Below are 23947 nucleotides of genomic sequence, written 5' to 3'. Positions count from 1 at the left end.
ACCTCCAGCTATTATTACTTACACATATAAATTTCCAATGTCAGAGTCAGACTCCCTGTATTTTCCACCCATTCAACAGCTGCAATACTGATCGCCGGGTAGTTTTCTGATATATCGGTAAGCAGAGCTAACATATCTGCCCTGCTCCCCTCTGCACCTCCAAGCACCCTGACAGCATAAATACCTGTCTGGCCTTCGATCTTTTCCTCCCCAGCTATTTCTGTTGCTGCCTTTTCTGAGTACTGGTACCATTTCAGATCACTTTTCGTATCCGGCATGGTCACCGTCAGATTCTTTATCTGCATCCTGTGATTTAAAAGAAGTGTCGTTACCATCTTCTCCGCATCCTGGCTCTGCAGGTTCTGATAATATCTCTTCAGGGTTTCCTCTAGCTGTTCCCCGGTTTCTTCTTCTACCGTTCCTGCATCCTCAGCCAGGGCTGCTCCAAGATCCATTACCACTTCCTGATCCTTCGCCGCAGTGATCTGTCTTTTCAGATCACTGTTTTTATCTGCCAGCGGACGCAGCACCAGAAAAGCAAGCAGAAGAAGGAGCAGAACTGCCGCCAGGAAGGAAAGAAGCCTTTTATCACTTTCTGTTATTGTCATATTCATGGTTCTCCCCCTTATCTTCCTGCACCCTCTGTCAGACAGCAGACCACATGGATCGTATAGCTTTCTGTGCTATCTGCATAGGTATAGCCGCTGTACTCTACTGATTCAAAAATATCTTTTTCCTGTAATGCCGCAATGAAGCCGCTGATCTGTCTTGGATCTGCTGCCGAAGCATTCATTCCTATCACACCGCTGTCCCGGTTAAAATTCTTCAGTTCCACTGTAATTCCATTTCCCATACTGCCTGTAATCTCTCTCCATATGGAAGCGTCAAAGGTTGGATAGCTCATCAGCTTCTCCCATGCTTCCTGTGCATCCCTGATTCTCACCTTCATCGTCTCCACCTTTGTCATAGACAGTTCATAGCTGGCTTTCTTTTCGGCAAGCTCTTCATTTCCCATCGTTTCCTGTATCTGGTACAGCTTCTCCAGATTTCTGTAATAGCTGCCGCCAAGGCCGGCTGCCGCTGCAAGGACAAGTACCAGCACACACAGGGACGGGAGACAAAGCATGAATCTCTCATACTGCTTCTTTTTCTTCTTTTGTTCTCTTTTGATCTGTTCCAAAAAGGAAGTACCTTTTTCTTCCTGAAGAAGGATTCCTGCCGGATAGATAAAATCCGGTTTCTTCTTCATAGACCGTCCAGGGCAGACCACCTTATCTGCATGGTAGCAGTCAAGCTCAGGCTTTTCTCTTTTCAGCACTGCCGCTCCCTGTCCGCAGATATAGAATTTCTCAAGAGGCTCCTGCAGCTTCTGGGCAGATGCAAACTGTGACAGCTTCCCCTGGATCGCTATAAGCTCTTCTGCCAGCTCTTCCTCTGTTTCTGTCCTGAAAAGCCTGTTTTTCTGGGAATAAAAATAAACGCCTCCGTCAAAAAGATAGCTTCCCACCTCCTGTCCGTCCAGTACCTGGACAAGGCAGGTCTGTTTCTGTATCTCCGGAGAATGGGAAAACTGGCATACAAGGCTTCCCGTTTCCGAATCAATAGAGCCAAGTCCTATTCCGGCCTTTCTGAACAATTCCAGATAGGAAAGCAGAAACTCCTTACTGACAGCAGCTGCCATGATCTTCTGCATCCCCTTCCTTCCCTTTTTCTCCAGCACATAATAGGAATACAGGATATCTTCTTTTTTATTCTCAGCAAATTCCCTTTCGATCAGCTTCCGCAGCTCTCTGTCAGAAAGCCTTGGAAACTCCATAACCTTATGGTTAAACTGACTGCTCCCGATCACCAGTGCCACTTCCCTCGACGGGATCTTATTTCTGGAAAAGAAGTTTTTGATAAACGGAAGAAATGCTTCTTCATCTGTAATAATTCCATTGATTATGCTGCCGCCCGGTGCTTCTTCCTGCCACACCCTGCGGGCCATGATCTTTCTTCCCTTTTTCTTTACTTCCACTGCCTGGACAAGCTGATTTGACAAATACAGAATGACTTCCATACCTTCACCCCTTTTTCCAATTAATAATATACACTGGTACCGATTGCTGAATAGGAATCATAGATCGGCATCATCACTGCGATCATGATAAACCCGATGATAACAGCCATACCTATGATAAGTGCCGGCTCCAGATAGCTGATCAGCCGTCCCGTTGCCATCTCTGACTCATAATCAAAGGCATCTGCCAATGAATCCAGCATGACAGCCATATCACCGCTTTCTTCTCCTACACGTATCACAGAAGACAGCTTTTTCCTGAACCCGTTGATATGGTCTACTGCCTCACTGAGACAGTGTCCCTCCTTCAGAAGACTGATCACTTCATCAAACTGTCCCTCTATATAGCTGTTTCCAATCGTCCTTCTTGCGATCTGCATGGCATTCACGATTGGAAGCCCTGAACGGTACAATGAGCTTAACGATCTTGCAAATCTCGCCGTATAGATCACGGACAGAAGCTTTCCTGCGACCGGTATTTTCAGCTTCCATTCATCCCTTTTCCTCCTGACTGCCGGTATCCTGAAAAGCAGGAGGAAAAGCAGCACCAGAATGATCAGGACGGTCAGCAGTCCTATGCCATGTGTGCCGATAAAGTCACTAATTCCAAACAGGATCCTCGTCGGCAATGGTAATTGCGACATGTTATCAAACAGCTCTGAAAGCTGTGGCAGAATAAAGCTCATAATGAAGATCACCATCAGTACAGACATAACTGCCAGTATTTTCGGATATGTGACAGCACCCTTGATCCTGGTATCCAGATGATGTTCCTTTTCATAATGAAGAGAAAGCCTCATTGCCGTACCACCCAGGTTTCCTCCGTTCTCTGCAGCCCGGTACATATGGATCATCAGCGCAGGAAATGCTCCCTTCTGCTGCTCCATGGCATCTGACAGAGCTTCCCCCTGTCTGACAGCCTTCAGCACACCTGTCAAAATCTCCCTGTCTTTCTTCTTCCTGGTCTCCTCCTGGGAAAGTATCGTCAGACAACGTACCAGAGGTACTCCTGCTCCAAGCATATCAGAGAGTTCTCTGTTAAATTCAGAAAGCATCAGAGGAGATAACTGATGATAACTTCTGCTTTCCTGCATATCTCTTGCATCGATCAGATATTTTCCTTCCGTCTTCAGCTTCTGATACAGCTCCTCTTCACTTACAGCCGACATCTCCCCGGTAACTGCACGTCCCTTTTTATTTCTTGCCTCATAATAATACCTTGCCATCCGGACCCCCGTTTCTTTTCCGGCAAATCCTCTCTTTGCCCTGATTAAACCACAATAGCGGTGCCATTGACACCGCTAATCCTCATCTTATCTTACTGTATAACTGTCCACATACCGTCTTTCAGGGTAACGGTAATGCTTCCATACTGCACAACAATTCCATTAATGGTATAGTATCCATGATTGGAAGCTGCTCCTTCTTCTGACAGACTGTCACTTTCAAAAGATACATCCAGGATCTGAGCATCCTCTGCATCTGCCATTCTGAGGATCCGTTCCTTATCATAATCGGTCAGACTGTGATCCGCACCAGCCATGGTACCATCCCATACCGCATACTTCTCCGACTCGATCGCCTGTGCTGACATATACACGCTCCGCGCACTCAATATGTACTGCTTACCCTTGGCCTCATCAATCCAACCAAGAAGGCTTGGTACAAGTATGGCCGCCAGAAGCGTCAGTATGACCATCACTACGATCAGCTCTACCAGGGTAAAGCCTCTGTTATCTGCAGCATCTGTTCTGTAAACTGCCCGATTGCTTTCCTTAATGTTCATTTTAATTCCCCCATTAAGTACTATTTTATCGTGGTTTTGCCTCTTCGTCAATCGTTAATGCGTAAAGATTAAACCAGTAGCGTTCGATCATGGCACTGCTATCTTCCCTGACAGAAATTCCTGCTTCCTGCCATTTTGCCACAATTTCCTCTCTTGCCTTTCCACTTCCAAGGAAATATACCCTCCTGCCTTCTTTTAGAAGCTCCTTCAGCTGGCTGATCCCGGCTTCATCAGTAAATTCTCCTTCCGCAAGGTCATGTACCTCCGGAAACAGTTCCTTTACCAGCTCTTCTGCCCTCTCATACCACAAATAGGAATCCGATCCTTCATAATATGCCATCACAGCCTGAAGCTGTCCAAAATTAAATATCGTGACAGCATCCTCTTCTGACAGTTTCGTGAGAACCTCCTGTGCCTCTTTCATCTGCTTCTGCTTCCACATTTCATTTCCGTAGAATGCCCGGAAATCACAGCCTCCTATTATCACAAAAAGCAGCAGGACTGCCGCTATGACCGCTGACTCTGCCTTTTTCCTCTTCTCCTTCTGTCCCGTCCTGTTTTCTTTGCTCTCCCATCCCGTCAGGAAGTCTTCTACTCCACAGCTTCTGTTTCCCAGAAATACTGCCAGAGACAGCCACATACACGGCATGGCCGGAACCATATACCGGTATACAAAAACAGGCTTTATAAGGACAGATGCCAGAAATCCAAAGATTATGATCCCGACAACAGGCATCAGACATCCAAGTGAAAAGGAGACTGCCATTCCTCCATTTCTTCTCTTCGAAAACAGCAGAAAAATATCCCCAAGGACTTCTCCTGCAAAAAGAAGGAACAGCACTACTGCCATCACTGCACTGACTTTTCCAGATGAAAAATCCGGTGCAAGCAGAAATTTCACGCATCCCCCAAGTGTCCGCAGGGAGACCGGCTGGATCCAGTAGCTTTCCTTCACCTGGCTGACCTGTCTTGTGACTGCCGCAAGGAGCCATGGCAGATAACAGACAACGCAGACTGCTGCACTGAAAAAAAAGCTCCGCAGTTCATTTTTCTGCTTTTTCAGAAGCAGCATGACCAGGACATACAGATAGACCATACAGGCTGCCACACAGGCAAAATAATGGGTATAGCAGGCACACAGAGCAGCTCCTGTCAGAAGGATCCAGTTCCTCCGCCTGCCTTCTGTCAGAACGCCAAAGGCTTCTGTCATAGTCATCACAACGAACAGCGCCGCATAGCTGTACATCCTGATCTCAACCGTGTATTCTGAAAGCCCCGGCATGGACATGGTCAGGAAAAAGAACAGTCCAGCGCTCAGCGTACCAAAATACTTTTTTATAGGAAATACTGCCAGCAGCAGCATACAAAGAAAGGGCAGCCAGGAAACCAGCTTGGCAGCTGTCACCTGCATGGCTACTGTACTTTCCGGTACAGCTGTAAGAAACAGCTTCAGGATCAGATAATACAGTGGCGGATGTACATCCCTTGCAGTTATGGAGATCAGCTCCCATACCGGCTTTCTGACAAGCCCCAGAGAAAACACTTCATCATACCAGATATCGCTGCCCACACAAAGAAAAGCAGAGCTTACCAGCATACCTGCGCCAAGCAGAAAAAACAGGATTCCCGCAAGTTTCTTTTTGCTTTGCTTTTCTTTCATATAAACAGCTCCTTAAAAATTACTTCTTTTCTTCTTCTACTTCTTCCTTGCGGATCGCCTTGGTCCTGATCTCCTCTGTGATCTGGGCAATAAACTCATCCAGAGGCTTCACACCCTCATCTCCGGCAAAGCGGCTTCTGACAGATACTGTCCCGTCCGCCTCTTCCTGCTGTCCGACAACAAGCATATAAGGCAGTCTGTCCATTCTTGCCTCACGGATCTTAAAACCGATCTTTTCGGAGCGGTTATCTACTGTAACATCCACATCAGCCTTTGCCAGTGCTTTACGAACCTGTTCTGCATAATCAGCATACTTCTCAGAAATAGGAAGGACACGGACCTGCTCCGGGCAAAGCCATGTCGGGAACTTACCGGCATATTTCTCGATCAGCCATGCCAGTGTTCTCTCGTAGCATCCCATGGAAGTTCTGTGAATGATATAAGGACGCTTCTTTTCACCATTCTGATCCACATAGTACATATCGAAGTTCTCTGCGATCGCACAGTCAAGCTGGATCGTGATCATGGTATCTTCCTTGCCATATACATTCTTTGCCTGGATATCGATCTTCGGTCCGTAGAATGCAGCTTCACCATCAGCCTCTACAAAGGGCACCTGCTTCTCCTCCAGCAGCTTACGCAGTACCTCCTGTGTGGACTCCCAGTAATGCTCATCTCCCAGATATTTCTTCTTATTGGCCGGATCCCATTTGGAAAGGCGGAAGGTTACATCCTTTTCAAGGCCAAGCACTGACAGAACGTAATATGCCAGATTAAAGCAGTTGGATAACTCTTCCTCTGTCTGGTCAGGACGGATCACATTGTGTGCCTCTGTGATAGTAAACTGACGTACTCTGGTAAGTCCATGCATTTCACCGGAATCCTCAGAACGGAACAGCGTGGAGGTCTCACTCATACGGTAAGGCAGATCCCTGTAGGATTTCTGGGTATTCTTATATACATAATACTGGAACGGGCAGGTCATGGGACGAAGCGCAAATACTTCCTTGTCTGTTTCTTCATCCCCAAGGACAAACATGCCATCCTTGTAATGATCCCAGTGTCCGGAAATCTTGTAAAGATCACTCTTGGCCATTAGAGGAGTTCTGGTTCTGACATAGCCCCATTCCTTATCCTCAAGGTCTTCAATCCATCTCTGAAGCTTCATGATCATCTTGGTTCCCTTCGGAGGGAAAAGAGGAAGTCCCTGTCCGATCACATCTACTGTAGTAAACAGCTCCATCTCCCGGCCAAGCTTATTGTGGTCACGTCTCTTGGCATCCTCAAGCTGCTCAAGGTAGGCAGCAAGCTCTTCCTTCTTGTTAAATGCCGTACCATAGATTCTCTGCAGTCTTGCTTTCTCTGCATCTCCTCTCCAGTATGCCATGGAAGAAGAGGTCAGCTTGAAGGCCTTGATCCCCTTTGTGTTCATCAGGTGGGGGCCTGCGCACAGGTCAACGAATTCTCCCTGATCATAGAAGGAAATCTCTGCATCCTCCGGAAGCTCCTCGATCAGCTCTACCTTGTAAGGCTCTTCTCTGTCCTTCATAAACTGGATCGCTTCATTTCTCGGAAGGGTAAATCTCTTCAGCTCATGACCTTCCTTGATGATCTTCTTCATCTCCGCTTCGATCTTGTCAAGATCGTCTCTTGAAAAAGGCTCATGCTCAAAATCATAATAATATCCTGTATCAATGGCAGGTCCGATCGCAAGCTTTGACTGTGGGAACAGTCTCTTTACTGCCTCTGCCATAACGTGGGAACAGGTGTGGCGGATCACACGCAGACCCTCTGGATCAGAAGCTGTCAGGATGTTCAGGCTACAGTCCTTATCTACTACAGTACGAAGGTCTACGACCTCTCCGTCAAGCTCTCCTGCACAGGCTGCCCTGGCAAGTCCTTCACTTAAATCTGCTGCGATCTCATATACGCTTTTGGCACTGTCATATTCTTTTACAGAACCGTCTTTTAATGTAATTTTCATTTCTCTTATCTCCTCTTATTTTATTCTCTGTTCTCTTCTGCTTTCTCGATCTCGTCCCAGTCACCGGCCTTTTTCCCGGCTTTCAGACCGTTACCGCAGGGACTGTTATTGCCATTGTTGCTTCCGATGGTCGTATTTTTTCTGGGAGAAGTCAGAAGTCCAAAGACAATACCTCCCAGAATACCAACTGCCATGGCAAGCACAAACTCTCTGTTGGAAATGGTAGTGGTACCTGCCAGAAACGTTTTCAGTTTTTCGATTTTCTCTTTCATAGTTTTCCTCCTGGTTCAAAAATATTGCTTTCCCTGCGTCACCGTGAAGCCGCTTGTTTTTCTGTGGTGCGTATTAAAAAATCCCATGCACTACTGTCGTAATGCATGGGACGTAAGAAACGCGGTTCCACCCTGCTTGCTTCCTGCGCCTGTGACGTCTTACAGAAGCCTCTCAAATCCTGTAACGTAGGAATACGGACCTGATTGGGGTCACTCCGAGGTAGTTTTCGGATGCTTCCTGCAGGAACATTCTCAGCACAGATATCACTATCTGATGTTCTTCTCTGATACATTCCACATCGTACTCTTCTCATCAACGTGTTATCTTTAATCTGCCATTATCATATGACACTTTTTCAGATCTGTAAAGACCAAACCTGAAAAAAATTATTTAATGGAAAATTTATTTATTCCGACCGCAGCATTTCTTATACTTCTTACCACTTCCGCAGGGGCAGGGATCGTTGGGATAGATCTTCTCCGGCTTTACGATCGTGGTAGAAGACTTCTGCTCCTTGTAAAGAGCCTTACGCTTGTCCTCATCAAAGATCTCTTCCCATTCAGGAAGCTCGTACAGCCAGTCAGCACCTGCTGCTACCATGTTCTTGTAAAGAAGCTCCTTGTCAAATCCAAGGCTTACCTCAGTGTCCTCTTCCATTTCTTCGATGGGATTAGCAGCCTTTAAGCTGTCATTGATTCCGTCCAGGAAACCTACCATTGTCATCAGGTCAACACTGTATTTATCTGCCAGTTCCTTTACAGTACCCTTTACTTCTTCATCGGGATTCTTCAGAAGGATAGCATAGATTTCTTTCTCCTTCTGGAAGTAAGCACCCCAGAGTCTCTGTAAGTCTCCTTTATTTGCTGTTTCTGAATAGGCCATATCACGCCACTTTTGCAGTAATGCCATAAAACTCGTCCTCCTTGTTCATGTATGCCTATTATATAACAGTTTATCAGAAAAGTAAAAATTTTTTTCATTTTCACGTATAAACCTTATTTTTACGGTTCATACTATGATTACAATCAGTCACAGGAACCCCCTCCTTTGACGATTGCAAGGTAACCCGCTTACAAAGGATAAATGAAATACTTATCCTCCCCTAAAATCCCCGGGACTGCAAAGGCGCAGTTCCGGGGATTTTTATTTGATTCCGTAGATCAGGCCTGCCCCGCTGATCATCCATGGTGTCTGGATATATCCGGGCACAAGGCCATCCTGCTTCTCAATATTGCCGATATAATGCACCTCCTGAAAGCCTGCCTTTTTCAGTTCTTCCACAAACTGCTCCATATCACCGTACAGCGCCTTCTGTGCAAACATATCCTGCAGAGCAAATGCACCGCCTTTTTTCAGGACACGGAATGCCTCTCTTACCACATCTCTTTTATCCTTTGCCGTCCTTACCTCATGGAATACAAAGTTGCTGACAATGGCATCAAAAGTTTCATCTGCAAAATCAAGGCTTGCCGCATCTCCCTTCTGGAAGCTTACTCTGTCAGAAACCTTTTCCACCTTTGCATTCTTTTCACACTGCTCCTTTGCATAGCTCCACTCTTTTCCCCAGTAATCCATTCCTGTCAGTTCTGCCTCAGGATAGGTAAGGGCGCAGCGCATGGTAAGGGCTCCTGCTCCGCATCCGATATCCAGCAGTTTTCCCTTTCCGTCCCAGGGCAGATGATTTACCAGATACTGATGTACATCTCCCATTATATCGCCTTTGTTAAAATCAAAGGCCTCACGGCATCGCCACATATAAAGCGTATACGCCAGAAGGATTACAAGCAGCACTCCTGTAATCCAGGCCGGTACAGCCACCTTTAAAACTGCTGCAAAAACGATCGTCAACACAGCCAGCACAATATCCCCGGCCCACATAAGCTTCATCATATTTGCCGGTACCCAGTTTCCATAATTTCCTTCCTTAGATAACATGATCTTTTTTCCCTTCATCATAATCTCCTTCCTGCTTTTCAGCATAACATTTGTTATAATCTGTTATGTAAAAAAGTCCGAGGCGTCTGCCCCGGACTTCAATTACCACTATGTTCTGTTTTCAGTTGTCTGACGAGTGCCTCAAACCCGGCATCACAGTAGATGCCAATCTGTCTTGCCAACTTCTTTGTTTCCTCCAGTGTATATTCTTTTCGGATGATAGTGAGATAACTCTCTACCCGCATTCTGACGATCACATCCAGAAGCTTCTCATCCACATCTGATATTCCATATTTTCCGAAGAACAGGAGAAATCCCTGCCTCAGCCCTTCCTGAAGCTCTTCAAAAACCTTTTCATAAGCGGTTCCCGCTGTTCCTTCCAGAAGGATCTGACATTCTTCCTTGTAATTCCAGAGCATCTCCAGCATCTGCTCATCTCCGTCTGCACTGGATGATTCTCCTTCAAATTCTTCCATGGTGCTCTTCTGTACCATGGCACTGAAATAGGTGATCACCGGCCTTAAGATCTCATCCAGGAGCTGTTCCTTATTTTCAAACTGAAAATAAAACGCACCTGTTGTCACACCTGCTTGTTTGCAGATATTCCGAAGGCTTGCACCTTTGTACCCATATTTCAGGAACTCCTGTTTTCCCGCCCTGATGATCAGTTCTTTTGAATTTTCTCTGTCATTCTGGTTCATAACATTTGTTATGTTAGCATAGACTAACTGTTTTGTCAATCCCTCCGGGTTCTTCTCCACTTCACTACTTCATATCTTTTCTTCAGTTCCCGGACAACCCGGTTGCTGTCTCCCGACCTGATCACAATATCATATTTTCCCTCAATGCTGCCAAAGGTTACTGTCTTTTTCAGATCCAGCATAGCTTTCAGGTATTCCGTCATATGCTCCCTGGTTGCATTTTTATTATAAATCTTAATATAGGAATAACCCGGATAATCTACGGAGTCATATTTCAGGATCTTCAGTTTTTCTGTCAGCCCTTTGTTTTTCAGCACCTCATAAAATTCTTCTATGATCTTCTTTTCATAAAGCATCATAAAATAAACTACATTTTCCTGCTTCATGGATTCGCTTTTCACATAATTGCGGTAAGACGATTTTCTCATCTCCCGGACGAGGGCTTCGTGCACCGGCTCTCCCGTTTCTTCATAAAAGATCATAAGCATGTCATCCACCACCACATTGGCAAAACAGGACAGACCATGCTTTTTGACCAGACTCAGCACCTCCATGCTCATGGAGTGGGATATCACATACACCTTCAGATAAGCATTCTCATTGATATCATACAGCACTGCCCCGTCCATGGCGATCACCGGAAGTTTCAGCCTGATGTCCTGCATGGGCTTCATCAGAGATGCCGGTGTTCTCATGGTAGACAGGGTAAAGTTCGCTCCTTCATCCAGCATCCGGTTCAGTTCCACACGGCTGTAGTCGCTTAAATTGTCATCTCTGGAAAGCAGCGTATCATCCAGTCCTGATATGAACAGGATATCCTTCTGTTTTTTCCGTGGAAGGGAAATACAGTTCACCCCTATTCCCACACCGATTCCGATCACCGTATCCAGAAAACGATTCCATACAAAAAGATAGGGATTGGCATCTGTCATATGGTTGACCACGATGCTTAAAAATACCACACAGGAAAAATAGGAGGCCTGTTTCTTTTTGATCACAATGGTAGTGTAGAGCACCGGTACGATCATGGCAGAGATCAGTACGGCATTGAATACCTCCAATGCTTTTCCGGTAAATGGGATCTTCTCCATGATCAGGAGCACAATCAGTCCATAGATTGCTCCGATCGTGGTACCTGTCAGTCTCTGCAGTGCATTCTTTCGGCTGTTTGCCACATAGATCTGGATACACCACAGCGCCGCCAGATGGGAATAAAATACAATGCCGCTGCTTCCCCGAAGAAAGGAGATCAGATAACAGACGGCGATCGCTGTCGCCGATTTTACAATACGCATACCAATATGAGGAAACTGTAATCTTTTTTTCATCCTGTTCTGCCTTTCCTGCTACACATTCCTGCAACGTGAAAGAATCCTGCTTGCTGGATTCTCCGCCTGCGGTGGGTCACTGTAATTTCCTGTGACGTAAAAAGGCGTCCAGACCTCATGGTCTGAACGCCTTCGTTCTTTTTCTTAACCGAGAATTGCCTGATCACTCAGGAATTCATCTCCGCTTGCTGCCTCAAACTTATGAAGCAGGTCTTCTACGGTAAGCTTCTTCTTTTCTTCTCCTCTGATATCCAGGATGACATGTCCATCCTTCAGCATGATCAGTCGGTTGCCATGCACAATGGCATCCTTCATATTGTGAGTGATCATCAGAGTAGTCAACTTGTCTCTGTTCACGATCTTTTCTGTGGTCTCCAGTACCTTGGCTGCTGTCTTGGGATCCAGTGCTGCTGTATGCTCGTCAAGGAGCAGTACCTTAGGCTTCTGAAGTGTGGCCATCAGAAGTGTCAGTGCCTGACGCTGTCCACCGGAAAGCAGTCCTACCTTGGAGGTCATACGCTCTTCCAAAGAAAGATCAAGGCTCTTTAACAACTCCTTATATTCTTCCCGTTCCTTCTTGGTGATTCCCGTTTTCAGGGAACGGCTCTTTCCGCGGCGCTTTGCTAACGCCAGATTTTCTTCGATGCCCATGGTGGCTGCTGTACCGGTCATAGGATCCTGGAATACCCTTCCCAGGTACTTCGCCCTCTTATGCTCCGGAAGCTTTGTAACATCAATACCATCGATCACGATCCTGCCCTCATCGACCGGCCACACACCGGCAATAGCATTCATCATGGTTGACTTACCGGAGCCATTGCCACCAATAACAGTAACAAAGTCACCATCCTCAAGTGTCAGGGAAAAATCATCCAGCGCCACCTTTTCATTTACAGTTCCTTTATTGAAGATCTTGGTTACATTCTTAATTTCAAGCATGTGCCTTTCCTCCCTTCTTTGCAGAGGGCTTCGTGAAATATTTTGCCTTCCAGTAGGGTACTGCCAGGAAAATACCAACAACCACTGCTGACAGAAGCTTCAGAAGGTCTGTATCGATACCGAGCCAGATCACAGTCTGTACCACGAAATAATACAGGATGGAACCAAGCACAGCAGCAAGAAGCTTCAGTCCGAAGTTCTTGAAGATCTTACCAAAGATTGCTTCCCCAATGATAACAGCTGCCAGTCCGATAACGATAGCACCACGTCCCATATTGATATCCGCAAAGCCCTGATACTGACAGAGCAATGCCCCTGATAGTCCCACAAGACCGTTGGAGATCATAAGTCCAAGTACCTTGGAGAAATTGGTATTAATACCCTGTGCTCTTGACATATTGCTGTTACAGCCTGTGGCACGGAGCGCACATCCCATTTCTGTTCCAAAGAACCAGTACAGAATGGCAATCAGAATAATCACAACAACAGTAACAACAAAAATTGTATTTTTATAGAAAGGGACATTCTTTACATAGCGGAGAGCTACGAGAAGATCATATTTATCAGCACCGATCGCCTGATTGGCCTTTCCCATTATTTTCAGATTAATAGAATACAGTCCAAACTGTGTTAAAATACCGGCCAGTATCGCAGGTATTCCCATAAAAGTGTGAAACAGTCCTGTCACCAGTCCTGCCGCCATGCCCGCCAGTGTTGCTACCAGCATGGACACATATACATTGTGGCCGGAAAGCATCATCATAATGCAGACTGCACCACCGGTTCCAATAGAACCATCTACAGTCAGATCCGCAATATCCAGGATCCTGAAGGTAATATAAATACCGATTGCTGCGATTCCCCAGATCAGTCCCTGGGCTACAGCTCCCGGCAATGCATTGAGCAGATTTAAGAAATTCATTGATATCCTCCCCGTTACATCATTTTTCTTTTAAGAAAGGCAGCAGGGAAGTTCCTGCTGCCCGTTTCTTACTCTTTTTCTGTCTGTGATTATTCCTCAATTGCCTCATAATCATCAGGCACTGTAATATTCAGCGCATCACAGATCGTCTTATTGTACTTCTTTACGAAGTTGGGAGCGTACTCTACCGGCATGGTAGAAATATCTTCTCCGTTCAGGACTCTCACTGCCATCTTGCCGGTTGCAACACCAAGATCATAATAGCTGATGGAAAGAGTTGCCACACCGCATCCTGCACAGATACCTTCTTCTCCTGTCACTACAGGAATGCCTGCGGGCTGAAAGATGTTGTTGATGATCTCTGTATTGGAAGCTACGGTATTGTCAGTAGGCACATACAGTACATCTACTTCGCCGGATGCTGTTGTTGCTACGGAAGCAAGGTCATTGGAGTCTGAGAATGAATAGTAGTTGCATGTATATCCCATCTCTTCCAGATATCCCTTAATGGTATCTACCTGATACTGTGAGTTTGCTTCTGCGGAGCAGTATAACAGACCGACAGTCTTGGCATCAGGGAAAAGCTCCTTGATCATATCTGCCTGTCCGTCAAGAGGTGCCAGATCAGAAGTACCTGAAATATTACCGCCCACTGTACCACTAAAATCACTGATATCCAGTGCCACGCCATACTCGGTAACAGATGTTCCAAGAATCGGGATCTCTGTTGTACCGGTTGCAGCTGCCTGAAGGGCAGGTGTTGCATTGGCAAGGATCAGGTCTACATTGTTGCTGACAAAGCTGTTGATGATCGTAGCACAGGTATTGGAATCACCCTGGGCATTCTGCTCATCAAAGGTAACACTGTCACCGAACTCTTCTGTCAGGGCATCCTTAAAGCCCTGTGTTGCTGCATCCAGTGCTTCGTGCTGAACGAGCTGGCAGATACCTACAGTAAAGGTCTTGCCATCTGCTGCAGCAGTATCTGCTTCTGCAGTCTCAGCTGTTTCTGTTTCATCAGCTGCCTCGGTTGTTTCTGCTGCATCAGTTGTCTCTGAAGAAGTGGTATCTGCAGATCCACATGCAGTCAGAGCAACCATAGCACCGGTTAAAAGAAGTGCTAAGAATTTTTTCATAATTTTCTCCTCCTGTTTCTGGCGGCTTTCATCCGCCACGTGGTATAGTATACCGCTTCAACTCGTTAAAGTCAAATAGATTTCTCAGTTTTCTTCCTTACGCAGTGCTTTCTGATGGTACATACGTCTGTCTGCCTCTTCAAATACCTCCATCAGCGGATCCTCAGCTCCAGTCTTCACAGTTCCAAAGCAGAAGCTGCACTGTTCCCTGACCTTCAGAAGGATCTGCCTTACCTCCTCCTCTGAAAGTCCTCTGGTCAGGATGATGAATTCATCACCTCCAAACCGTCCGATCACTGCACTTTCCCCAAATCCTGCCGACAGTGCCTGCGATGTCTGCCGCAGGATCCTGTCACCATACTGATGCCCGTGCAGGTCATTGATCTGCTTGAAGTGATCAAGATCCACCAGGCTGAAATAATAGATCTCCCTTGGGGCTTCCACCATATATTCACGCATCTTTTCAAAGGCTGCTTCCTTCCGGTACAGTCCCGTAAGTCCATCTGTCTCCGCCCGGTAATTCAGCTTTTCCTTCTCCATATATTCTTCATGGATATCCTGGATCCTGCCTATCACACTGATCACTTTTCCTTCGTTATCAAGGATACTCTTATAGTGTGTCCGGTGCCACCGGTATCCGCCTCCGGATATGGACGAAAGATATTCCAGGTTTTTATCTACTTCCCCCTTGCATGCTTCCTGAAGCGCCTCGCAGAACATTTTCTGGTGGCTGCTGTGCACAAACGGTGAATTTTTCATATATTCACTGTAATTCCTGACTTCCCTGCGCTTCTTGTTTCCCGGAAGATTATAGGAAAATACCATGGTATCCTTCTCCGGATAATATTCAAACAGAAGCCCCATGGCTGTTGCCTCCAGGATCTTGTACCTCTCCTGCTGCAGTGTCAGTTCATCATTGATCTGCTTCAGCTCCCTGACCTGGGCTTCGCTCTCCTTTTCTACCGTAATATCCGAAATTACGGTCAGATAAATAGGATTCTTCCCGATGTGGTTTTCAAGAGGCTCTCCCTTGACCTCAAACCAGCCGATCTCTCCATTCTTGCGATAGCCTCTTATGATATAATAGATCGATCTGCCCTTCGGTGCATTCTCAGAGATACAGGCAAGAAAGCCTGCTGCATCCTCAGGTAAAAGAGTAGATAACACATCCTGTATCTCTTTATCATAGTCTTCCCTGCTATAACCAATGCACTGAAAATAGGCATCATTCAGATACAGGGCACGGATGGATTCCCCAACCTCAAACAGTCCGATCCCCGCACGGATATTTTCAAGAACGCTCTGAAGGATCTCATTGACATTATCCCCAAGATAACGCAGCCTGTGATAATCATTTATATCAAGATTATCCGGTTCATTTTCTCTTTCCATATATCTTCCCCCGATATGTATTTCTTCTTTTCCACATACTTTTATCTATTATAAACCATTCAGGCAGGATTCTGCAATGTTAATATTCGATTCCCTTTCTTGCCATTACCCCTTTATCAAAGGGATGCCTGATCTTTTCCAGTCTGGTAATATAATCCGCACTCTCCATAAGGAAATCTGCCGGATCCCTTCCTGTCAGGACAAGCTCACATTTCTTCTCTCCGGCTCTCTTCAGCAAAAGCTTCAGCCTGTTTATGTCGATCAGCCCATATTCCACGGGATAGGTGATCTCATCAAGCACGATCAGTCCTGCTTCTTCTTTCTCCTGGAGCATAAGCAGCTCCTCAAGCAGCCTGTTGTGGATCCCTGTCAGCTCCAGCCTCTCTTTTTCTGTCATGGACTTATAGAATCCGAAATCCTTTTCGCTGCGCAGGATACGCACCCCCTTTATATTCTCAAGGCTGTGCAGCTCACCGGTATCATTTCCCTTCATGAACTGGCAGAATACAGTCTTTTCTCCCCATCCATTCATCCTGATGAGCTGACCGAGTGCCGCTGTGGTCTTTCCCTTTCCATCCCCGCAGTATAACTGGATCATATCTGTTCCTCCTTCCTGTTTTCTTCCCTTCTGTACGGACAGCTTCTTTTTTCACAGGTCTGGCAGACACTCCGGCAGGCATTCCCTTTTTCCCTTGTGAGCTCCGCATAGAATACTACACTTTTTCTGGGAACCATACAGAAGCTTTTCAGGCACTGCACCGGAGCACCAAGCATATCCAGGATCTTCCCGATGTCCGACAGTGGATATGCTTCTTCGCTTCCGGGAAAATGAAACTCCTTTACCCGGTAATCCGTGGTTTCTGCAAGCATTCTGTCATATGCTTCATAGCTTTTCATCAGGATCTCATTACTGATCACCTCTGCCATGTAAGCTGCTGTCATATTTTCCCTTTCCCGGTATCTGTCCTGCAGACGGTCCACCCCTTCTCCAAGGGTAAGGACACTGACCGTCACCGGTCTTTTTCCTTCTGCTTCTTCCTGAAGCAGTTTACTTGTAAAGCTCCCCTTCCGGCCACTTTCCCGTACTACCTCCCCGGCAATACGGGAAAGCTCCGGCAGGTCTTCTCTTCCATACCCGTTTTTCCTGGCAGCTTCCTCAATAAAATCAGCCTGCTGGCAACGGGAAAGAAGCTGTTCAAAGGGTGCGATCTTATGAAGTGAAATGACTGCCATCGTTTCCTATCCTTTCTCCTGTATCCCGTAAAGAAGAGCATTGCAGATGGCTGCTGCCACATTGCTTCCTCCCTTTCGTCCTCTGGCTACGATGCAGGGCACCTCCTCTTTCTTTTCAAGTATCAGCTCTTTGGCTTCAACAACGTTGACAAAGCCAACCGGCACACCAATGATCCCGGCAGGCTCCACACATTTCTTCGCCATCAGCTCATACAGGCTGACAAGCGCTGTAGGTGCATTTCCAATGGCAAAGATCAGCGGTTTTCCAAGTGCCGCTGCCCGTTCCATACTGACAAAGGCTCTGGTACAGCCTCTCTCCTTCGCTTCCTTTGCCACATCCTCATCACTCATAAAGCAGTATACTCCGCCCCCATATTTCCCGAGTGCCTTCTTATTGATCCCTGCCTTAGCCATCTGGGTATCTGTTACAATACAGGCTCCCTCTCTCAGGGCTTTTCTGAGCTTTTCCACCGCGCCTTCAGAATAATAGAGGTTTTTCACATAGTCGAAATCCGCTGTTGTGTGGATCACGCGCTTTGTCACCATTTCTTCCTCTGCAGGCAGGCAGATCCCCCTGTGCTCCAGTTCTCTTCCGATTATGGCAAAGCTCTCTTTTTCGATCTGTGCCGGCACCACCTCCCTAAGTGGCTGCTTCAGGCCGATGATCTCATAGATCCTCCGCATATCAAGACAGCTCCTCAGTGTATCCGCCAGTATATCGAGCTGTCTCTCCCTGTACTGCTCATAGGTCTCCTTCTTTCCCTCCCGATATGGGAGCTTCTTACGCTCACACAGCATTCTGACAAAGGTACTGCAGAATGCCTTTTCATCAAATATCCCATGTAGATAGGTACCTGCCACATTCCGGCAGACACAGCCATCCTCTTTTCCCTGAAGGATCAGAAAGGGCTCTGCCCCTTCCTCACGGACACTCTCCCCCATATGGATCTCATAGCCTTTTACTTTTTTCTGTGACAGATCAGAGAATTCTCCGGAAAGGATACTGCATATTCCTTCCATCCTGGTTCTTGTCTTCTCCCTGGCAAAAGCAGTATGCACCGGCAGAAGTCCCATTCCTCTGCATGTTCTTTTTTCACCCTCTGTACCACTGCTGTCCGTGATCGTCCTTCCAAGCATCTGATACCCGCCACAGATCCCGAAAATCAGTGTCCCCTTTTCTGAAAGACGCAGGATAGCTGCCTCAATTCCATTTTCCCGTAAAGCAAGCAGGTCGCTGATCGTATTCTTACTGCCCGGCAGGATAACGACATCCGGGTTTCCAAGCTCTTCTCTCTTCTCTACATAACGTACTGTCGCATCCTCCTCCACCGCAAATGCCTGGAAGTCGGTAAAATTGGACAGTTTTCCCACATGGATTACAGCAATATCGATCTTTTCGCCCTTTTCCCTCTGCCAGAGCTTTTCCGACAGAGAATCCTCATCTTCGATATCAACATCCATGTAGGGGATCACACCAAGCACTTCTTTTCCACATTTATCATAAATCTGCTTAAGACCGGGAGTCAGCAGCGAAGCATCTCCCCTGAACTTATTGATCAGAAGTCCCTTGATCCTGTCCTGTTCCTCTTTTTCCAAAAGCTGCACGGTTCCGATCAGCTGTGCAAACACACCTCCTCTGTCAATATCCCCTACCAGCAGTACCGGTGCATCTGCCAGCTCCGCCATACCCATATTGACAATGTCATCCTGCTTTAAATTGATCTCTGCCGGGCTTCCTGCCCCCTCGATCACGATCACATCATTCTGCTCTGCCAGATTGTCATAAGCCTTCCTGATCTCAGGAAGATACTCTTTTTTATGCCGGAAGTATTCCATTGCCTTCTGGTTTCCCTGTACCTCACCCATAACGATAACCTGGCTGCCCATATCCGTCACCGGTTTGAGCAGAATGGGATTCATAAGGACAGACGGCTCCTTTCCACAGGCCAGAGCCTGTACTGCCTGTGCCCTTCCCATTTCCAGTCCTTCAGTGGTAATAAAGGAATTGAGCGCCATATTCTGGGATTTAAAGGGTGCAGTTTCGTAGCCGTCCTGCCACAGGATCCGGCAGAGTCCTGCAGCGATCAGACTTTTCCCCGCATTTGACATGGTTCCCTGTATCATTATGGCTTTTGCTCTTCGTTTCATTTCCCTGCTTCCTTTCCTGCAAGAGAATACAATATCTCTTTCAGCCTCTCATTCTCTTCCTGTGTCCTTATACAGATCCGGTAATATCCCCTGGAAAGTCCCTTAAAATTACTGCAGTCCCTGATCATGATCTTCCTGTCAAGGAGTGCTTCCTTAAGCCCTTCCCTTCCATGGAAAAGGAGAAAATTGGCACTGCCAGGATATACCCTGTCAGCTACGGTTTCTAACAGCAAAGACACCAGCTTTTCCTTTTCTCCCCGGATCAGCTCCCTTGTCTTTTCCAGATATCCTTCTGCTTTCAGTGCTGCAGCTCCCGCCAGCTGCGCCGGCAGCGATACATTCCATGGCGGCAGCTTTTCCTTCAGCCGTCCTGCCAGCTCTCTGTTCCCCGTCATAAGATAGCCAAGCCGCAGCCCCGGCATCCCATACACCTTGGTAAAGGCTCTTAATACGGCCAGATGAGGAAAACGGACTGTTTCTCCCTTCATGCTAAGCGCCGGTTCCCCGGGCAGAAAAGGAAGAAAGCACTCATCCACGCAAAGAAAGGTTTTTGTTTCTTCACATCTCTCTGCCAGTCTCACAAGCTCAGCCTTTCCCGTAACAGTGCCTGTAGGATTACCGGGATTGCAGAGAAAAACAAGGCTTGTCTCCTCCGTAATCTTTAAAAGCAGTTCCTGAAGGGGCAGGATAAAATCATTCTCTTCCTTCAGATACAGAAGCTCACAGGAATGATCTGCTGCCTCAAGGGCATTTTCATATTCCTGAAAGGAGGGCGCCGTCAGAAGCGCCCTTCCTGCCGGAACTGCCCTGCACAGCGCATAGATCAGTTCTGCTGCCCCGTTTCCTGTAAGGACCTCCGTCTGATCCGTGGTTCCTTCAAAGTCCCTGATCCCCTGGATCAGCTCCCGGCAATATGGATCCGGGTAACAGTCTGAAAGAAGGATTGCTTTTATGGCTGCCTGCCGGCTTTCCTCTGGCATGCCAAGGGGGTTAATATTGATCGAGTAATCCAGCTCTATTTCTCTGCCATAGCGGTCACCGCCATGTACATAATCCTTCATATCCATTTTCTTCCTTTGCTCTTCCACATTCACAGGATCACCTTTCCATGTAAAGCCATGTAGAGAAACAGACAGGCCATGCAGCAGAGATAAAAAAGCACTGTTGTCATAACAAGCAGCTTCCCCGCCCGTCTGATATCCTCCCGTTCGATCCTCCGGATGGGATCTCCGATAAAAGGCTTTTCATACAGCCTTCCAAAGTAATAGGCATTTCCTGCAAGCTGTACCTGCAGGGCACCTGCACAGACGCTTTCTGTCTGGGCTGAGTTTGGACTTTTATGCTTCCGCCTGTCACGCTTCCAGACATGTACTGCTCCCTTTGCATCCATACGGAGCAGAAAAGCAGCGGCTATCATGAACAGGGCTGCCAGTCTCGCCGGAATATAATTCAGAAGATCATCCAGTCTTGCTGCTGCTCTCCCGAAATATAAATATCTGTCATTTTTATATCCCACCATGGAATCCATAGTATTGACTGCTTTATAAAAGAATCCGCCGGGAACGCCAAGCAATGTCATATAAAGAAGAGGCGCGATCACACCATCTGACGTATTCTCTGCTATGGTTTCCACTGTGGCCTTTATGACCCCCTCTTCTGTAAGAGCCTCTGTATCTCTCCCTACGATCATGGAAACTGCTTTTCTGCCCGCAGCAAGTCCTTCCTGTAAAAGCGCCGTGTATACCTTCATGCTTTCTGCCTTCAGGGATCTCATTGCCAGAAGCTGATAGCAGAAAAAGCAGGAAAGAAGCAGATACAGTCCATGATGGATATGGTCTGCAAGATACAGGATCCCTGCCGGAACCGCTACAGAAAAAACTACCGTACCAAGCACAAGCAGTCCTCCGGCAAACAGCTTCCTTTTCTGATCTGCTTCCCTTTCTCCGGATATACGAAACAGTCTGTCAAGGAGCCATTCAAGCCCGGTGATCAGCTTCCCGATCATCCGCACCGGATGGTACAGCCAGACCGGATCTCCAAACAGTGCATCCAGCAAAAGTCCTGCTGTCAGGATCATCATTCTCTCTGCCATTATATGCTGCCATACTGTCATATTCTTCTGATCTCCTTCAGCCTGATCCTTCCGGATCCCACTTCTTCCGTCACCTCTGCCCGGAAGCCTTCTGCATTCCCGATCTGCCAGTCATAATAATCCCTGTGTGGTTCTGAAAATCTGTCAAGAACCGCCATGATCGTTCCCCCATGCACCACAAAGACCGCTTCTGCCTCCTCAGACATAAGCTTCCGGAGCTCTCCTTCAAACGCACTGCTGCATCTTTTCGAAAATTCCTTTTTACTTTCCCCTCCTGGGAACGGTGCTTCTCCCATGGAATCAAGAAATCGCTGGTAATCCGCTTTTCCGTTCAGCTCCTCATAATTCTTATATTCAAAGGTGCCAAAGTCACATTCTCTGAAATCCTCTACTACAGTCTGCTTTTCTCCAGGAAACAGAATCTCTGCACTCTGCCAGCACCGGAGCATGGGACTGACCAGCAGATGCGGTTTTCGGCATCCGTCCTTTTCCAGTCGTTTCTTAAGGGAAAGCAGTGGCTCATCCGCCTCCGGGAGGAGCACTTCCTCTGTACTTCCCACATAACGGTGTTCCAGATTTCCCTTCGTGACACCATGCCGGATCAGATATACCCTCATTTCAGTCTCTCTCCTTCACCGCAGACCACACGGTAAAACTGCTCTGCCTCTCCTGCCAGGTAGCAGTTTACCCTGCCAACAGCTTCCCGGTATTTCCGTTCAAAGGCATCTATGGGAACCAGTCCATACCCTACCTCTGCACTGATGATCACCGCATCCCTGTTTTCTCTAAGAAATTCTTCTGTCTCTGCCAGCGGATCCTTCCCGGAAAGCAGTTCTTCCCTTATGGTTTCCTCGTAATGAACCACGATCTTCTTTCCCTTGAAATGTGTTTCTGCAAAGGCTCCCTTACCCTGAAAGGCACCACCTACAATAAATATCATCAGCTTTTCTCCTGTCTGTCTTTTACATTCCAAATAACACTGCCATAAACAGCATGCAGATCTCACAGAGCTGCAGAAAGTGTCCCGCCAGATCCCCGGTCACCCCGCCGAACCATTTATAAGAGGACACCCGGTAATATACGAAGCAGGCTGCCGCTGTCAAAACACAAAATATGCCGGCAAGGGGTCTGTAAGCTACCATCAGCACCGCAAGCAGCACTGCTTCTGCCAGCAGCACCCATTTTACGTAACCGCCTGCACTGCCGGCAAAGGAAGCCGCCATGCCATCTTCCCTTGCTTTCCTGAAGATCAGAAGGGACAGAGCACTTAAGGCTCTCTCCATGCCATAGATCATAGGAAGCAGCAGAACTGATGCCTCAGTCATATTTAAGTACAGCAGCGTGGAAATAATAAAATACAGGGAGCTGTAGATCACAGCAAAGGCACCTGTATGAGGATCCTTCAGGATTTTCAGCCTCTCCTGCCTGCTTTTGAAAGAGCTTTTGGCATCCACGGTATCCAGGAAGCCGTCCATATGGATCCCTCCTGTGACCAAAACCGGCAGAGCACACATAAAGCCTGCCCGGATCAGGGGAAAGGTCAGATCGGTATGTGGCAGGATCACCGGCAGAAAGGAAAAGAAATGCATAAGCAGCCACTGGCAAAGTCCAATTACAATACCGATCAGCGGAAAAAAGCAGAGGCTTGCCCGCTGGTTCTTTTCTGAAAACTCCACATTCGGCATGGGAATCCTGGAATATGTGGAAAATGCCATAATAAGTGCTTTCAAAATGTTTCCTCCTGTTTTCTGTCTATCCGTTTTCCGGTTCATCCCGTTTTCCTTTTATTTCTTCCGTTCCACAGGGATCCCACAGATCACCTCTGTCACACTGTCTGCCGCCCTGGCAAGCAGACAGTTGCTTTTTCCAAGGAGCTGCAGATACAGCGCCGTTTCCTGCGGAAATGCAATTCCCTCTGAAAAGACCTCATTCGTCACCACGATCACAGCTGCACATTGCCCGGCAAGCCTTCGTACCGGTGCTGCGATCACCTCTTCCACACAGGAAGGTGCACTGCTCTTTTCCTGCAGCCGTCCTGTCTTTTCATACATCTCATTAGCCAGAAGATTTGAGAGACACTCGATCAGGAATACATCCTCCTTCTCTGCTGTCAGACTGGAAAGATCCGTATGGCATTCCCTTGTCACAAAGTCCTTGTCCTTCCGCATCCTGCGGTGTCTTCTGATCCGTTCCTGGCATTCCTCATCATAGGGTACCATGGTAGCCACATAATAAAGAGTGCCTGCCGGGTGCTTTTTCTTTTCCTCTATTGCCAGCTTTTCTGCAAAAGCACTTTTGCCGCTGCAACTTCCGCCTGTCACCAGTCTGAGCATCTTTCTCTCCTCACTGCCTCATTTAA

At 47.2% G+C, this 23947-nt stretch carries 24 protein-coding genes and 1 pseudogene; all 25 read right to left on the bottom strand.

Translation table 11 applies throughout. The features are described from left to right. Nucleotides 1-14: 14 nt before the first annotated feature. Complete coding sequence (locus OCV77_RS09025) at nucleotides 15-608, bottom strand: hypothetical protein (RefSeq protein WP_262574724.1); 594 nt, start codon at nucleotides 606-608, stop codon at nucleotides 15-17. Between the two features lie 17 nt (nucleotides 609-625). Next, nucleotides 626-2059, bottom strand: a complete 1434-nt coding sequence (pilM, locus tag OCV77_RS09020) for a type IV pilus biogenesis protein PilM (protein WP_262574722.1) — start codon at nucleotides 2057-2059, stop codon at nucleotides 626-628. A 20-nt stretch (nucleotides 2060-2079) separates the two neighbouring features. Next, nucleotides 2080-3285 carry a type II secretion system F family protein gene (locus OCV77_RS09015; protein ID WP_262574721.1) on the bottom strand — a complete coding sequence of 402 codons (1206 nt, stop codon included), beginning with the start codon at nucleotides 3283-3285 and terminating at the stop codon, nucleotides 2080-2082. 92 nt (nucleotides 3286-3377) lie between these two features. Next, nucleotides 3378-3845, bottom strand: a complete 468-nt coding sequence (locus OCV77_RS09010) for a type II secretion system protein (protein ID WP_118798234.1) — start codon at nucleotides 3843-3845, stop codon at nucleotides 3378-3380. A 25-nt stretch (nucleotides 3846-3870) separates the two neighbouring features. After that, the gene (locus OCV77_RS09005; protein ID WP_262574720.1) at nucleotides 3871-5505 is read right to left on the bottom strand and encodes a glycosyltransferase family 39 protein; all 1635 of its coding nucleotides are present in this window, start codon (nucleotides 5503-5505) and stop codon (nucleotides 3871-3873) included. Between the two features lie 19 nt (nucleotides 5506-5524). Beyond that, a complete protein-coding gene (gene thrS / locus OCV77_RS09000; RefSeq protein WP_118798232.1) occupies nucleotides 5525-7489 on the bottom strand; it encodes a threonine--tRNA ligase in 1965 nt (654 codons plus the stop codon). A 20-nt stretch (nucleotides 7490-7509) separates the two neighbouring features. Continuing rightward, complete coding sequence (locus tag OCV77_RS08995) at nucleotides 7510-7761, bottom strand: hypothetical protein (RefSeq protein ID WP_262574718.1); 252 nt, start codon at nucleotides 7759-7761, stop codon at nucleotides 7510-7512. Between the two features lie 403 nt (nucleotides 7762-8164). Then, nucleotides 8165-8671 (bottom strand): SEC-C metal-binding domain-containing protein, encoded by a 507-nt coding sequence (locus OCV77_RS08990; protein WP_262574717.1) that lies wholly within the window; start codon nucleotides 8669-8671, stop codon nucleotides 8165-8167. Nucleotides 8672-8905: 234 nt separating this feature from the next. Beyond that, on the bottom strand, nucleotides 8906-9718 hold the full coding sequence (locus OCV77_RS08985) for a class I SAM-dependent methyltransferase (protein WP_262574715.1): 813 nt from the start codon (nucleotides 9716-9718) through the stop codon (nucleotides 8906-8908). Nucleotides 9719-9795: 77 nt separating this feature from the next. Continuing rightward, nucleotides 9796-10437, bottom strand: a complete 642-nt coding sequence (locus OCV77_RS08980) for a TetR/AcrR family transcriptional regulator (protein ID WP_118798229.1) — start codon at nucleotides 10435-10437, stop codon at nucleotides 9796-9798. Continuing rightward, nucleotides 10434-11726: an HAD hydrolase family protein gene (locus tag OCV77_RS08975; protein WP_262574713.1), complete on the bottom strand. Its 1293-nt coding sequence runs from the start codon at nucleotides 11724-11726 to the stop codon at nucleotides 10434-10436. The genes OCV77_RS08980 and OCV77_RS08975 overlap by 4 nt, the downstream gene beginning before the upstream one ends. Nucleotides 11727-11870: 144 nt before the next feature. Beyond that, a complete protein-coding gene (locus OCV77_RS08970) occupies nucleotides 11871-12665 on the bottom strand; it encodes an ABC transporter ATP-binding protein (RefSeq protein WP_118798227.1) in 795 nt (264 codons plus the stop codon). Beyond that, nucleotides 12658-13587, bottom strand: a complete 930-nt coding sequence (locus tag OCV77_RS08965) for an ABC transporter permease (protein ID WP_262574712.1) — start codon at nucleotides 13585-13587, stop codon at nucleotides 12658-12660. The genes OCV77_RS08970 and OCV77_RS08965 overlap by 8 nt, the downstream gene beginning before the upstream one ends. Nucleotides 13588-13676: 89 nt before the next feature. Then, nucleotides 13677-14723, bottom strand: coding sequence for an ABC transporter substrate-binding protein (locus OCV77_RS08960; RefSeq protein ID WP_118798225.1), 1047 nt, complete (start codon nucleotides 14721-14723; stop codon nucleotides 13677-13679). Nucleotides 14724-14807: 84 nt separating this feature from the next. After that, on the bottom strand, nucleotides 14808-16115 hold the full coding sequence (locus OCV77_RS08955; protein WP_262574711.1) for a diguanylate cyclase: 1308 nt from the start codon (nucleotides 16113-16115) through the stop codon (nucleotides 14808-14810). A 79-nt stretch (nucleotides 16116-16194) separates the two neighbouring features. Next, nucleotides 16195-16713 carry a cob(I)yrinic acid a,c-diamide adenosyltransferase gene (locus OCV77_RS08950; protein WP_262574710.1) on the bottom strand — a complete coding sequence of 173 codons (519 nt, stop codon included), beginning with the start codon at nucleotides 16711-16713 and terminating at the stop codon, nucleotides 16195-16197. Beyond that, nucleotides 16710-17348: a hypothetical protein gene (locus OCV77_RS08945; RefSeq protein ID WP_262574708.1), complete on the bottom strand. Its 639-nt coding sequence runs from the start codon at nucleotides 17346-17348 to the stop codon at nucleotides 16710-16712. Before OCV77_RS08945 ends, OCV77_RS08950 begins: the two co-directional genes overlap by 4 nt. A gap of 6 nt (nucleotides 17349-17354) precedes the next feature. After that, entirely contained in the window at nucleotides 17355-18032 is a 678-nt protein-coding gene (locus OCV77_RS16670) for a precorrin-8X methylmutase (protein WP_416910453.1), read from the bottom strand. After that, nucleotides 18009-19496, bottom strand: a pseudogene (locus OCV77_RS08935) (cobyric acid synthase); the annotation flags it as partial. The pseudogene OCV77_RS08935 and the gene OCV77_RS16670, both read right to left, overlap by 24 nt. Further along, a complete protein-coding gene (locus tag OCV77_RS08930) occupies nucleotides 19493-20557 on the bottom strand; it encodes a pyridoxal phosphate-dependent aminotransferase (RefSeq protein WP_262574707.1) in 1065 nt (354 codons plus the stop codon). The gene OCV77_RS08930 and the pseudogene OCV77_RS08935, both read right to left, overlap by 4 nt. A 29-nt stretch (nucleotides 20558-20586) precedes the next feature. After that, the gene (cbiB, locus tag OCV77_RS08925; RefSeq protein ID WP_331488825.1) at nucleotides 20587-21609 is read right to left on the bottom strand and encodes an adenosylcobinamide-phosphate synthase CbiB; all 1023 of its coding nucleotides are present in this window, start codon (nucleotides 21607-21609) and stop codon (nucleotides 20587-20589) included. Beyond that, nucleotides 21606-22205, bottom strand: coding sequence for a histidine phosphatase family protein (locus tag OCV77_RS08920; protein ID WP_262574706.1), 600 nt, complete (start codon nucleotides 22203-22205; stop codon nucleotides 21606-21608). Before OCV77_RS08920 ends, cbiB begins: the two co-directional genes overlap by 4 nt. After that, a complete protein-coding gene (locus OCV77_RS08915; protein ID WP_262574705.1) occupies nucleotides 22202-22528 on the bottom strand; it encodes a bifunctional adenosylcobinamide kinase/adenosylcobinamide-phosphate guanylyltransferase in 327 nt (108 codons plus the stop codon). Before OCV77_RS08915 ends, OCV77_RS08920 begins: the two co-directional genes overlap by 4 nt. A gap of 22 nt (nucleotides 22529-22550) precedes the next feature. Further along, nucleotides 22551-23318, bottom strand: a complete 768-nt coding sequence (locus OCV77_RS08910; protein WP_262574703.1) for an adenosylcobinamide-GDP ribazoletransferase — start codon at nucleotides 23316-23318, stop codon at nucleotides 22551-22553. Between the two features lie 54 nt (nucleotides 23319-23372). After that, complete coding sequence (locus tag OCV77_RS08905) at nucleotides 23373-23921, bottom strand: bifunctional adenosylcobinamide kinase/adenosylcobinamide-phosphate guanylyltransferase (protein ID WP_262574701.1); 549 nt, start codon at nucleotides 23919-23921, stop codon at nucleotides 23373-23375. Between the last annotated feature and the right edge of the window lie 26 nt (nucleotides 23922-23947).

The organism is Suilimivivens aceti (assembly GCF_025567405.1).
Taxonomy (GTDB): Bacteria; Bacillota; Clostridia; order Lachnospirales; family Lachnospiraceae; genus Suilimivivens; species Suilimivivens aceti.
Note: the sequence above shows the minus strand (reverse complement) of the source record. Positions and strands in the feature narration are given on the sequence as shown.